We start from the raw sequence: 11,929 nt of genomic DNA on the forward strand, positions 1-11,929 counted from the left end.
GCCTACAACGTCCCACCGCAGGAGGCCATAGCTCAAGCAGCATTTTAAAATTGAAATCAGGCTCGTGTGCCTGTGTACAGGCCTGCAATGCCGAATGTATACGGCGTCCAGCGCACGTCTCGAAAGCCCACCTCGCGCATTAACGCCAGCATTTCCATGGGCGGAGGAAATCTTTGCACGGATGCAGGCAGATAGTTGTAGGGGCCGTCCTTGCCGCAGATAAGGCGCCCGATCGCAGGTAATACGCGTTTGAAATAAACCTGATATATCTTGCCGATCAATCCAGTTGGCTCGCTGAAATCGAGAATGCCAAGCTGCGCTCCGGGCTTGAGGACGCGATGAAACTCTTCCAGCCCTGCACGATAGTTGGCGAGATTGCGAAATCCAAAAGCCGTGGTGATCAGATCGAGTGATGCTGGACGCAGCGGTAGATGTAAGGCATCTGCTTCGAGTGGGATTGCACCCTTGCCCGCAAATTTATGCGCGCCACGGCTAAGCATTTCACGAGCGAAATCCGCAGAGATGATTGGCCGGGCAGTTGCGGGGCGATGCTTGAGCAGCGCCATCGTCATATCTCCCGTGCCGCAGCAGATGTCGAGAATAGCAGCGTCGGGATTGGCTGTAATGTTGCGAAAACGCCGTGCTGTGCGCCGCCACCAGAGGCGATCGATGTTGGCGGACAGTACGTGATTGAGCAGGTCGTAACGCGGCGCGATAGAGTTGAACATCTGCTGCACGGCAGCCGATGCTCCCTGCTCGTCGGCTACGCCTTGCGGCTTTGCGCCAGAGGCGATTTCTTTGGTGGACATGGCAGATCTAGCAGACATAAATCAGGCCTCATTTCTGGCGGGCAGTTCCTTGGCCAGGGCAAGCATGTACTGCGCGGCTGCAAGCAGCTCTTCAGGGCTGACATCTTCAACCACGCATGCATCGCCGATGCCTACGGGCAACACAAATCTGCGTACATTGCCAAGGTGCTTCTTGTCCTTTGCCGTGGCTGCGACTAACTTTTGCGCATTCAGTTTCAGCGCCGGCAGCGGCCCATAGAGATAGACCAGGCGCATTAATCGATCGAACTGCTTGGTGTTGATCGTTCCGCGTACCTTGCCTAGATAGAGTGCAGCAATCAGGCCCCAGCCCACGGCCTCTCCATGTAGCAGTTTGCGATAGCCAGTAACGGATTCAATAGCGTGACCGAGCGTGTGGCCGAGGTTCAAAATCATGCGCAGGCCGTTCTCGCGCTCATCCTTGCCAACGACTTCAGCCTTCATGCGAATCGAAGAAGCAATTATTTTTTCAAGAGCAGCGGGGTCACGCGCCAACACTTTATCGCGATTCTCTTCGAGATAGCGCAACAGGCTGCTATCGCGAATCATGCCCGCTTTTACGCTTTCAAAAAGCCCCGCTCGCAACTCACGATCAGGCAGAGTGCCGAGCAGGTCCATATCGGCGAAAACAGCCAGCGGATGATGAAAGCTGCCGACAAGGTTTTTACCCTCGGGCAGATTCACGCCCGTCTTGCCGCCAACGGACGAATCCACCTGTGAAAGAAATGTTGAGGGAATCTGAAAATATTCGATGCCGCGCATGTAGATCGCTGCGAGAAACCCGCCTACATCGCCGACGATGCCGCCACCAAATGCGATGAGCAGAGAACTGCGGTCGCCGCCCGCGGCAGCCATCTGCCGAGCCAGCTTTTCCACGGAGCCGAGGCGCTTATTACGCTCGCCCGGCGCGAGAAACAGCACAACGGGATCGATGGTGAACGAGGCAAGAAACTTGTTCGCCCAGAGTTCCCAGATCTCTGGTGAAGTAAGCACAAAGACGCGCTTGGGCAGCTTGCCTGCGATCCGCACCATGCGGGGTTCAAGCGTGCTGATCAGGCCCGTGCCAGTGAAGACCTGGTATTTTGCGGAAGGGGTTTCTACGCGTACGATCTGCATCCTTCTTTAATCGTATCGCATGGGGAATGGATGGTGGGCATGGAATTGAAGTTGTCCCTGCTGCAATCTTTCCCGCAGGCAGATACACGAACATAAGGTCGAATCGATATATCGGTTTCGCACCAGGCCCAGGAGCATCTGTGCCTGATTAAACAGGAGCCGTGACTTCGATTCCCCCAAGTGATTACCTCTCCAATCACCGCCTGTGCAGTGATAGCCTTAAAGATTATGTCAGTGGCGGAAAAAGTCGATTTCCTGATTGTCGGAGCTGGTGTCGCCGGACTACGTGCGGCTGTGGAACTGGCTGAGTATGGCCAAGTGCTGGTAGTCACAAAAGAGGCTCTGGGCGAGTCAAACACGCACTATGCGCAGGGCGGCATCGCCGTGGCCATGTCAGGCGAAGAAGATGTAAGCCTGCACCTGGACGACACGATGAATGCAGGCGATGGGCTTGTATATCGTGACGCAGCAGAGGCGCTGGTTGTTGAGGGTCCGCTGCGCGTTGAGGAGCTGATTCGCTGGGGAGCACAGTTTGACCGCGAAGGCGGCGAACTGATGCGCACGCGTGAGGGCGCGCATAGTTTGCCGCGAATTCTACATGCGAATGGAGATGCAACCGGTGCGGAGATCAGCCGTTCGCTACTGGCACATGCTCGCCAGCATCCGCGGATTACCTTTGCAGACTGGACCATGGTCACGGAGCTAATTGTGCGGGATGGCCGCGTCATTGCTGCCGATATCTTCTCGCGTGAGAGCGTTGGCGGACATCGGTTGCGACGTGTAAGCGCGCGCGCAGTGCTGCTTGCCTCTGGCGGTGCCGGGCAGGTGTACAGCGATACCACCAATCCCGCCGTGGCTACCGGAGACGGCATCGCTATTGCTGCGCAGGCTGGTGCTGAGCTGGCTGACATGGAGTTTTACCAGTTTCACCCAACGGCCTTGTCCTTGCCGGGAGTGCCGCGTTTTCTGATCAGTGAGGCCTTGCGGGGTGAGGGAGCATGGCTGCGCAATCATCGCGGTGAGCGCTTCATGGAGCGTTATCATCCGCAGCTTGAGCTTGCCCCTCGCGATGTCGTGGCTCGCGCCATCACACGCGAAGGTATGGGTACGGTTCCGGGCGAGTCGTTCCCGGTTTATCTGGATATGCGTCATGTGCAGGGTTTGGATCTGCATCAACGCTTCCCAGGGATCAGCCGGTTTCTGGCTGAGCATGGGCTGGATCTGCATCGCGATCTAATTCCTGTTCGCCCAGCCGCGCATTACCTGATGGGCGGGGTTCGCACGGATCTCAGTGGACGTACTTCGCTGACGGGTCTTTATGCGGCCGGCGAGGTGGCTTGCACCGGCGTTCATGGAGCCAACCGTCTGGCTTCAAATTCGCTGCTTGAGGGCCTGGTCTTTGGAGCGCGGGCAGCGCAGGCGATTCTTACGGATAGCCTGGAGCTTGAATCTGTGGAAGCAGTGAATATAGAAGCGATGGATACACGTCTCACTCCTCCCGATGCGAACTCGATCAAGGCAGCAATCCTCAAGCTGCGAAGTGCGATGTGGCAGTATGCGGGGCTGCTCCGCGATGAAGAAACACTACGTGCAGGCATTGCAGCGCACGAGGAAATTGCTGCTCAACTTCGCGATATCGCAAAGCCAGGGCAGGGAAGCCGTTCCCTGTTTGAAGCGCATGCTCTCGCCTCAGTGGCGCAGTCAATTCTGTTGAGCGCTTTGGCTCGCACTGAGAGTCGCGGCGCACATTTTCGCAATGACTATCCCTGGCGCGACGATGTGAATTTTCAAAAGCATTCGATCTTTTCAAAATCCGGGCAGATTGCTTTTGAAGCCTGGTAGCGATTTCGTTTTGAAAGGCTTTATGCGGCTGGCGACTTGTGCTGGCTCTGCGGTATGAAGACGGACGCGAGAGCGCATAGCCCCAATATCGCCGCCATGATCGCCAGCGACCATACCACGGGGATCTCGATCCAATGTGCTGACAGCATCTTGAGCGCGACAAATGCCAGCAGCGCGCCGAGGCCATAATGCAGATAGTGAAAGCGATCGAGCAGGCTGGACAGCGCGAAGTAGAGCGAGCGCAAGCCGAGAATCGCCGCGATATTGGAGGTGTAGACCACGAATGGATCGCGTGAGACGGCAAGCACTGCGGGTATTGAATCGATGGCGAAGAGCAGGTCAGTAGCTTCAACCGCGAGGATTACAGGCAGGAGCGAGACCGATCCCTTTTGCATGTTGGTGATCCAGCCCGGAACAGCGTCGCCCGCAGTATTGCCGCGCAGCAGACGCCACGACGCATAGAGCAGGATTGCTCCAAAGATATACGTCACCCACGCAAAATGAGCGAGTAGAGAAACACCCAGCGCTATGAACACGGCGCGCAGCAGAATTGCGCCGCCTACTCCCCATAGCAGTGCACGATGCTGCTGTTTATAGCTGATACCAAAGCCGCGAAAGAGAATCAGGAAGACAAAAAGATTGTCCACGCTGAGCGATGTCTCGATAACATAGCCGGAGACAAATTCGAGTGCGGTCTGATGTCCCTGCTCATAGTTGAGCCAGAAGGCAAAGCCTGCTGCGACAAGCGCGACAAAGGCGCTCCACATCCACGAGAGCCTTGGGCGCGGCTTGTCCCGGCGGCTGTGGGGCAGCAATGCATCGGCTACGATGAGCGCCAGGACGGCCACGTGAAAGCCAATCCACCAGAGAAGTGGTGCGCCTGCGATATTGTTTCTCAGCTCAACAGACATGGCTCCAACAGACATAACTCCAACCAACATGGCTCGATGCTATCGCAAGTGCGCGCTGTGGTCGATTGAAATTCGGATTGAAAGGCAGACAAACAAGAGCGATCTGTATTTAGCGGTGAGTGTGAGGGGAGTGATTGATTCAGCGTTGATTCAGCAGGCGTATGCTCTCAAGAAATACATCTCCGGCGATCGTCAAACTATGAGCGCTGACTTTGTCCATCGTGTCTTGTGCCGTGTGATGATAGCCATCGGGCAACGCCTGTGTATGCGGTCCGTAATCGATATCGATTATGTCGATCGAAGGCACACCTCGCTGTAGAAATGCAACGTGATCGTCATCGACGGCTCCGCGATTCGCGAAAAAATATCCGCCGTGCCCAGTGTCCTTTGCAGCCTGCCCAACGAGGCGGACGAGCCACGGAGTCGACGCGCTTTCTTCTTCAACATCAAGGTCTTTATCGCCCAGCATATCGGCGAGCATCAAAGCTTTAATGCGTGGCAGTGTGCCATCCTGCCCCCACTTGGCGGCGAGATGACGGCTGCCGTAAGTATGGTCCATTCCCTGCCAGGAGTTGATGGCTTCTTCCCCATCGAAGAAGACCAGCCAGACACTGTAGCCGTCCGACACCTTGCCGCGCAGCTCGTTGGCAATCTCGATGAGTAGCCCTGTTGTAGAGCCGCCATCGTTCGCTCCTACGAACCCGATATTTCTCAGCGGATAGTTCGTCTCATAGTGCGTGGTGAGGACGATCACGCCGTTTTTCTTACCCGGAAAACGCACGATGAAGTTGCGCATGGGAACAGGACAGATAGGCGTGTTCGCGGTGAAGGTATCTTCCTCAAGCTGCCCCTTCGCAGCCTCAGCCTTGAACTGGTTGCGCAGAAACTGCTCAGCCTTGAGATGGCCTGGACTTGTCACCCAGCGCGGCCCGATTGCGACGAACTCGCGTGTGATTTCCAGCGCCCGGTCGCCACGGAAATGCTGCTGACCAAACGCCAAAGATGGCAGCAGCCCGAGAGAAAGCGCGACGGCTCTCACCATCTGCGCAAACCTCATGCCGACTTCTCCTTGGCCTTCTTCCGGTTAGGATGGACCCACCATGCGACGCCGATGCTCAGCAGGTACAGCAGCAACATGGGCACGGCAAAAGCGAACTGCGTCGGAATATCCGGCGAAGGCGTGATGATCTCCACAATGATGAAGATGATCAGGATCGCGTAACGCATGTTCTTCCACAGAAAGCGCGGGCTGACAATGCCAAACATGGCCAGGAAGAAGATGATCACCGGCAGTTCAAAGGTAGCGCCCATGCCCAGGATCAGCGAGAAGAAAAAGCTGGTGTACTCCTCTATGCTGATGACCGGGTGAATGCTCATCTCGCCGCTCAATTTGAGAATGAGAAACTTGAGCATTCCAGGGAAAACATAGTGATAGCCCAGGAATGCGCCTGAAGCGAACAACCCAATAGCTGACGCCATGAAGGGCACAACAAAGCGGCGCTCGCGCTGATAAAGTCCCGGAGCAATGAAGAGCCAGACCTGGTACAGGATGAACGGCGATGCGATGATCGCTCCGCCCACGAGTGGGATTTGAATGTAGCGCAGGTTCACCAGGTCGGCAGGATGGGTAAAGTTTAACTGGATGCCGATGGAGGATAGCGGAGCCTGCATCAGGCTGTATAGCCTGTCGGCAAAAACCAGCGCGATGATATAGCCGCCAACCAAGTAGAGTGCGACATGGATGAGCCGACGGCGCAGTTCGTCCAGGTGCTCGAATAGGCTCATGCCGGGCAGTTCGGCTCGTTCGGTGACAGCGGCTTTGGCGCGATCGATTACATCAGGAGCGTCAGGCATGATTGGCTTCGTGCTCCGTTCCCGCAGGGGTTTCTGTGGCTGCTACTGCGGTGGTCTCTGCGCTCAATCCCGAGGCTGGCTCTGCATTGACGGTTGAAGCTGGAGCCTCTACCGCTTCGGGAACTCGTCCCCGAAACGGTCGTGCGGCCTCAACGATTTCCCCTGTCGACGGTGGCATCACGGAAGGGAAGGTGTGCGGTTCTTCATGGAAAGGCCTCTGGCTGGTTTCTGAGGCGGCTTGATCTGTCGCTGGTGTTGCCTCAGAAGCCGAGGCAGACAATATCTCTGGAGACGTATATGACTGCGAGATTTCCGCGGAGTCTGAGGTTGGTTGAGCCGGCGCATTCAACTCAAGTGTCGTACTGGCCTGTGAGTTGATTTGCGTGTTGGCCTGCGCAGTCTGGGCCTGCAGCTTCTGCTGCCGCTCGGCCTCTTCGCTGGCTCGCAATTCCTCTTCCATCTGGAACTTGAAGTCGTTCGAGACCTTGCGGAACTCGTACATCAGCTTGCCGATCTGGCGGCCAATTTCAGGCAGACGCCTGGGGCCGAATACGACCAGCGCCAGCAGCATAAGCAGCATCGTGTCTGGAATGCCGATGCTTGCAACTTGAATTGTTGGTGGAAGTCCCATGGGTCCTATCACGTAGCTTTGATCACTTGGTCTTGGTTACTACCCAGTCTGCGGCCCTAAATCGATTGCCAGTTCGCTCCATGATACCTGTCCGCGTACAGGGGTCACAAACAGTACGGATCTTATTGCATTCCAGATTGCATTCCAGCCTGCATTACAACTCGCTCTGCCACGGCTAACATCCATTTGTTGGCACCTATTTTAGGCTCCGATATTGAACTCACGTTACAATAGTCGAAATGGAATTCTCGACTGCCGGATCTGTTTTTGGACCATTCCGGCTATGTCTGGCATCCAATATTGAACGGGTTGCAACATCCCCGTGGGTTGGGCAGGTTGTGCTGGCGCGATTCACAACTGAATTTTCGTCAATACAACCTGTAGTGAATCCACTGCAGCCAGATTTGCTTTCAACATCCCCGTCCGCTCTGTCCACGGCGTATCGCCAAGACAGTTGCTGGGCTGAAGGCGGAAGAAAAAGTGGTTTCTGTTATTGAGGAAGTCCCTGCGATTGAATTGGGAACGCAGGAGAGTTGCAGTCTCGAGAATTACCTCGCGCTGCCCGATCACACCATGGATGACCGCATTGCTGCGGCTCGCGAAAAGCTGGGTTCGCAGGTACTCCTGCTCGGTCATCACTACCAGCGCGACGAAGTCATCCGCTTTGCTGACTTCACCGGCGACAGCTACAAGCTTTCAAAAGTTGCCGCCGAGACTGAGGCCAAATACCTCATCTTCTGCGGCGTACACTTCATGGCTGAGAGCGCCGACCTGCTCGGCCGCCAGGATGCCGACGGCAATACCATTCAGCAGGTGATTTTGCCTGATCTGAATGCAGGCTGCTCTATGGCGGACATGGCCGAGATTTCACAGGTGGAAGCCTGCTGGGAGCAACTGGAGCAGATGGGCCTTACCGACGGCCTCATCCCGCTTACCTACATGAACTCGACTGCGGCTATCAAGGCCTTTTGCGGTGAACGCGGCGGGTTGGTTTGTACATCTTCCAATGCCCGTACAGCTTTTGAATGGGCGTTTGCGCGCGGCAAGCGGATTCTCTTTCTCCCCGATCAGCACCTTGGTCGCAATACAGGCCATGCCATGAGCATCGGGATGGATGAAATGACAGTCTGGGATCCGTGGGCGTTGCAGGGTGGGCTGACGAAGGATCGTTATGCCGGATCAAAAATCATCCTCTGGAAAGGGCACTGCTCGGTTCATCAGCGGTTCCTGCCCAGCCATGTGGATGATGTTCGCGCCAAATATCCCGGCATTCAAGTCATCGTTCATCCGGAGTGCCGCTGGGAAGTTTGCCAGAAAGCGGACGCACTTGGCTCGACGGAACGGCTGATTCAGCTGGTAGAGCAGGCTCCGAGTGGGGCCATGTTTGCCATCGGAACAGAGATTCATCTCGTCAACCGGCTGGCAAAGCGCTTCGCGGCAGAAGGCAAACGAATCATCACTCTGGACGACTCCGGCTGCCTGTGTACGACGATGTATCGCATCAGCCCGCAGCATCTCGCCTGGGCTCTCGAAAACCTGCTCGAAGGCCGCGTTGTCAACCAGATTCAGGTGCGTAAGACCGTCAAGCACTGGGCTCGCGTTGCGCTCGACCGGATGCTTGAAATTGGTTAGGAATCACGATGCAGGGGAAATAGACCTATGGATGAAGGTATTTTGACTGAAACAGACGTTGAAATAACAGGCGTTGAAATCGCCAATCCTTCCGCTCCGGAACCGGTTCTTCGCGTGAGCGCACGAGCCTGCAAGAGTGGCCAGATGTTAACCGAAGAAGAAATCGAAGCTGCGGAAGAAGAAGCGCTCGCCTGGTCCCGCAAATCCAATTGTTGTTAAATGCTGCACACATGTCAGATTGAGATTGGCGCTAAACTGATTTTGGGGAATATTGCGGATGAAGACTTTTACTCTCGACGAAGCTCAATCTCTCCTGCCAGTGCTGGAGTCGCTGTTGAAGCGCGCCATCGAAAGCAAAACAGCCGCCGAGGCGCTAGAGTCCGAACTGTCAGAACTCTCGCGTCGCATTTTTATGTCTGGTGGGATGCACGTGGACGTCAATAAAGTTGCTGCCCGCCGCACTGCTATGGGAACGCATGAAAATCGAGCTCGCGAGACCGTTTCCGAAATCGACGAGATCGGTGTGCAGTTAAAAGATCTGGACATCGGTTTGCTCGATTTTCCCTGCCGTGTCGAGGATGAAATCGTGCTTCTCTGCTGGAAGATGGGCGAAGAGTCGATCGATTTCTGGCATACGGAAGAGGCCGGTTTTCGTGGCCGCCAGCCGGTGGACGAGCGTTTTCGGCGCCGAGCCAATTCCGGCAATCGCTTGAACTAGTTTTATCTAAAGTTTCGATAGCTCCAACATTCCTCCGGGGCTTCTGCTTTCCCTTGTGTTAGGCTCCACTCAGCTTCAGGTTTCCGCCACTCAAATTCCAAACAGGGCGCTATTCGCGACAGAGAGAGCTGCATTTGGCCGAGATGCTAAGTGAGGATGTTGCGATTGGCCGCTCCGCCATGCACAAGGCTACTTGGCGGCTGATTCCGCTGATCGCCGTCGGTTACGGCGTCGCTTACATGGACCGCGTCAACATCGGCTTTGCGGCTCTGCAAATGAATGCCGATCTCCACTTCAGTAATACCGTCTTCGGCATCGGCGCGGGCATCTTCTTCCTCAGCTACGCAGTCTGCGAAATCCCCTCTAACCTGCTGCTTTACCGATTCGGCGCACGCCGCTGGCTTTCGCGCATCATGCTCACCTGGGGCCTGCTGGCTGTTACCATGATGTTCGTTCGCACGCCGTTTCAGTTCTATGCCGTTCGTTTTCTGCTGGGCGTAGCCGAGGCGGGATTTTTCCCCGGCGTTCTCTACTACCTGACGCAATGGTTCCCGACCAATATCCGTGCTCGAGCCATCAGCCGCTTCTATGTTTCGCTTCCTCTCAGTGCCGTCATTATGGGAGCAGTCGCAGGGGCGCTCCTTAACCTGCAAGGCAAGATGGGGCTCCGAGGTTGGCAGTGGCTTTTCCTGGTGGAAGGCACGCCTGCTGTCCTCCTCAGCGCAGTATTTTTGAAATACCTGCCGGACTCGCCCAGGAATGCGCATTGGCTCACCGCGCCTGAGCGATCATGGATAGAAAACCAGCTTGCCTCCGATGGATCCGCGCTCCCCGGAAGCCACGCTACTGGTGTTGGCTCTGCCCTGCGGGACATCCGCGTCTGGCTCTTCGGTCTAACCCAGCTGCTCATGCTCGGTGTGAACTACGGCTATACGTTCTCCCTGCCCGCCATCGTCAAGAACGCCACTGCCTTCAACAATTCAAAAGTCGGCTACATCGTCTCCGGCATAGGGCTTCTCGGAGCCATCGGCATGATCTTCAACGCCTGGTTCTCAGATCGAACGGGCAAAAGCTACCTCCATATCATTGTTCCTAGTCTGTTCGAATCCGCCTGCCTGCTGGTTGTCGCAATCACGTTGAAACCGTGGATAGCAATTCCTGTCCTGGCGCTCATGTTCTTTGCTCACAATGCGATTCAGGGGCCGCTTTTGGCTCTTCCAAGCACGTTTCTCAAGGGCAAGGGCGCAGCTACCGGTCTTGCTACCATCAATATGGTGGGAATGCTTGGAGGGGTGATCTACCCTCCCTTCATTGGCTGGATTCGGGATCGCACCGGGGACTATCAGAGTGGTCTTGGTGTTCTCTCTCTCACCATGCTTGCGGCTACCGGAGTCGTGTTTGTGCTCCGCTCGCTAGCCAGTCGATCTATCTTAAAGGCAGCCAAAAATGTACATTCCTGAAGATAAAATCCGCGACGTTCTTACTTACGAATCTCTCATTCCCGTCATCCGTCAGGCTCTAATGGACTATTCCGCAGGAGCGGTCGATCAGCCGCCGCGCAGCGTACTGCGTGTGAAAGATCAGCAGGGCGAACCATCCGGATGGTTCGCTGTAATGCCCGCGATTGCAGGCGAAGTGATGGGCGTAAAGACCGTCACGTTTTTCCCCGGTAACTCCAGCTCGGGACTGCATACGCACATGGCTATCATCGAACTGTTGCGCCGTTCGACAGGCGAACCGCTCGCGGTCATGGATGGCCGCCTGATTACAGAGATGCGCACCGCAGCTGTCTCGGCAGTGGCGGTTGAAGCCCTGGCCCAACCCGGTGCAAAGACTCTGGGTATCCTGGGCAGTGGAGTGCAGGCGCGCTCGCATATTGAGGCGCTACGGCTGGTGTGGCCTGCCTTTCGCGAGGCGGGAAGCATCCGCATCTGGAGCCGCAATCCGCAAAAAGCTGCCGTGCTTGCAGAAGAGACTGGCGCAGTTGCAGTCGCAATCGAAGAAGCCTCAGCCTGCGACGTAGTAGTCACTGTAACCAGCGCAACCGAGCCGGTCCTGCTGGGGAAATGGCTTTCGCCCCAGTCGCTGGTTGTTGCCGTAGGTGCGGTAGGCGCGCAATTACGCGAACTGGATGATGAAGTTATGACCGGCCACCTTATCGCCGAATCGCGCCAGGGCGTCGAGCGGGAATCAGGCGATGCGATTCTTTCTCGCGCAGAGGTTCAGGCAGAGTTGGGCGAGGTACTCGCAGGGAAAGCCACGTTGCCAGCCAGCGGACGCCGCGTCTTCAAATCGGTCGGAATGGCCATAGAAGACATTACGGCAGCGCGGCTGGTGTGGTCACTGCTCGAATCAAACTAGCCGCGCCCGAATCCACGCCCAAAATTCTCATTTCAGT

12 protein-coding genes are annotated in these 11,929 nt (G+C 56.1%); 6 read left to right on the plus strand and 6 right to left on the minus strand.

The features are described 5' to 3' along the window. Positions 1 to 56: 56 nt before the first annotated feature. Both OHL19_RS08095 and aroB read right to left on the minus strand, forming a co-directional pair. Positions 57 to 827, minus strand: coding sequence for a ubiquinone/menaquinone biosynthesis methyltransferase (locus OHL19_RS08095; RefSeq protein WP_263357135.1), 771 nt, complete (start codon positions 825 to 827; stop codon positions 57 to 59). Positions 828 to 830: 3 nt separating this feature from the next. Next, positions 831 to 1,943, minus strand: coding sequence for a 3-dehydroquinate synthase (gene aroB / locus OHL19_RS08100; RefSeq protein WP_263357136.1), 1,113 nt, complete (start codon positions 1,941 to 1,943; stop codon positions 831 to 833). A gap of 228 nt (positions 1,944 to 2,171) precedes the next feature. Here aroB and nadB point away from each other — a divergent pair, with 228 nt between their 5' ends. After that, complete coding sequence (gene nadB, locus OHL19_RS08105) at positions 2,172 to 3,785, plus strand: L-aspartate oxidase (protein WP_263357137.1); 1,614 nt, start codon at positions 2,172 to 2,174, stop codon at positions 3,783 to 3,785. Positions 3,786 to 3,805: 20 nt separating this feature from the next. Here nadB and OHL19_RS08110 read toward each other — a convergent pair whose 3' ends face one another. From OHL19_RS08110 to OHL19_RS08125, 4 genes are all read right to left on the minus strand, one after another. Further along, positions 3,806 to 4,696, minus strand: coding sequence for a TerC family protein (locus OHL19_RS08110; RefSeq protein ID WP_263357138.1), 891 nt, complete (start codon positions 4,694 to 4,696; stop codon positions 3,806 to 3,808). 139 nt (positions 4,697 to 4,835) lie between these two features. Further along, on the minus strand, positions 4,836 to 5,753 hold the full coding sequence (locus OHL19_RS08115; RefSeq protein WP_263357139.1) for a M28 family peptidase: 918 nt from the start codon (positions 5,751 to 5,753) through the stop codon (positions 4,836 to 4,838). Continuing rightward, positions 5,750 to 6,550 (minus strand): twin-arginine translocase subunit TatC, encoded by an 801-nt coding sequence (tatC, locus tag OHL19_RS08120; protein WP_263357140.1) that lies wholly within the window; start codon positions 6,548 to 6,550, stop codon positions 5,750 to 5,752. The genes OHL19_RS08115 and tatC overlap by 4 nt, the downstream gene beginning before the upstream one ends. After that, positions 6,543 to 7,181 (minus strand): twin-arginine translocase TatA/TatE family subunit, encoded by a 639-nt coding sequence (locus tag OHL19_RS08125; RefSeq protein WP_263357141.1) that lies wholly within the window; start codon positions 7,179 to 7,181, stop codon positions 6,543 to 6,545. The genes tatC and OHL19_RS08125 overlap by 8 nt, the downstream gene beginning before the upstream one ends. Positions 7,182 to 7,661: 480 nt before the next feature. Here OHL19_RS08125 and nadA point away from each other — a divergent pair, with 480 nt between their 5' ends. The 5 genes from nadA (at position 7,662) to OHL19_RS08150 (ending at position 11,892) form a co-directional block, all read left to right on the plus strand. Further along, on the plus strand, positions 7,662 to 8,813 hold the full coding sequence (gene nadA / locus OHL19_RS08130) for a quinolinate synthase NadA (protein ID WP_263357142.1): 1,152 nt from the start codon (positions 7,662 to 7,664) through the stop codon (positions 8,811 to 8,813). A gap of 27 nt (positions 8,814 to 8,840) precedes the next feature. Then, on the plus strand, positions 8,841 to 9,032 hold the full coding sequence (locus tag OHL19_RS08135; protein WP_263357143.1) for a hypothetical protein: 192 nt from the start codon (positions 8,841 to 8,843) through the stop codon (positions 9,030 to 9,032). A 58-nt stretch (positions 9,033 to 9,090) separates the two neighbouring features. Next, positions 9,091 to 9,531 (plus strand): DUF2203 domain-containing protein, encoded by a 441-nt coding sequence (locus tag OHL19_RS08140; protein ID WP_263357144.1) that lies wholly within the window; start codon positions 9,091 to 9,093, stop codon positions 9,529 to 9,531. Positions 9,532 to 9,674: 143 nt separating this feature from the next. Beyond that, entirely contained in the window at positions 9,675 to 10,991 is a 1,317-nt protein-coding gene (locus OHL19_RS08145; RefSeq protein WP_263357632.1) for an MFS transporter, read from the plus strand. After that, entirely contained in the window at positions 10,978 to 11,892 is a 915-nt protein-coding gene (locus OHL19_RS08150) for an ornithine cyclodeaminase family protein (RefSeq protein WP_263357145.1), read from the plus strand. Before OHL19_RS08145 ends, OHL19_RS08150 begins: the two co-directional genes overlap by 14 nt. The last annotated feature ends 37 nt before the right edge of the window (positions 11,893 to 11,929 follow it).

The organism is Acidicapsa ligni (assembly GCF_025685655.1).
Taxonomy (GTDB): Bacteria; Acidobacteriota; Terriglobia; order Terriglobales; family Acidobacteriaceae; genus Acidicapsa; species Acidicapsa ligni.

Bases quoted from the DNA above. Each gene is read 5' to 3' on its own strand.
- OHL19_RS08095 (WP_263357135.1), bottom strand. From the start codon at position 827: ATGTCTGCTAGATCTGCCATGTCCACCAAAGAAATCGCCTCTGGCGCA.
- OHL19_RS08145 (WP_263357632.1), top strand. From the start codon at position 9,675: ATGCTAAGTGAGGATGTTGCGATTGGCCGCTCCGCCATGCACAAGGCT.
- aroB (WP_263357136.1), bottom strand. From the start codon at position 1,943: ATGCAGATCGTACGCGTAGAAACCCCTTCCGCAAAATACCAGGTCTTC.
- OHL19_RS08125 (WP_263357141.1), bottom strand. From the start codon at position 7,181: ATGGGACTTCCACCAACAATTCAAGTTGCAAGCATCGGCATTCCAGAC.
- OHL19_RS08140 (WP_263357144.1), top strand. From the start codon at position 9,091: ATGAAGACTTTTACTCTCGACGAAGCTCAATCTCTCCTGCCAGTGCTG.
- tatC (WP_263357140.1), bottom strand. From the start codon at position 6,550: ATGCCTGACGCTCCTGATGTAATCGATCGCGCCAAAGCCGCTGTCACC.
- nadB (WP_263357137.1), top strand. From the start codon at position 2,172: ATGTCAGTGGCGGAAAAAGTCGATTTCCTGATTGTCGGAGCTGGTGTC.
- OHL19_RS08135 (WP_263357143.1), top strand. From the start codon at position 8,841: ATGGATGAAGGTATTTTGACTGAAACAGACGTTGAAATAACAGGCGTT.
- OHL19_RS08150 (WP_263357145.1), top strand. From the start codon at position 10,978: ATGTACATTCCTGAAGATAAAATCCGCGACGTTCTTACTTACGAATCT.
- OHL19_RS08110 (WP_263357138.1), bottom strand. From the start codon at position 4,696: ATGTCTGTTGAGCTGAGAAACAATATCGCAGGCGCACCACTTCTCTGG.
- OHL19_RS08115 (WP_263357139.1), bottom strand. From the start codon at position 5,753: ATGAGGTTTGCGCAGATGGTGAGAGCCGTCGCGCTTTCTCTCGGGCTG.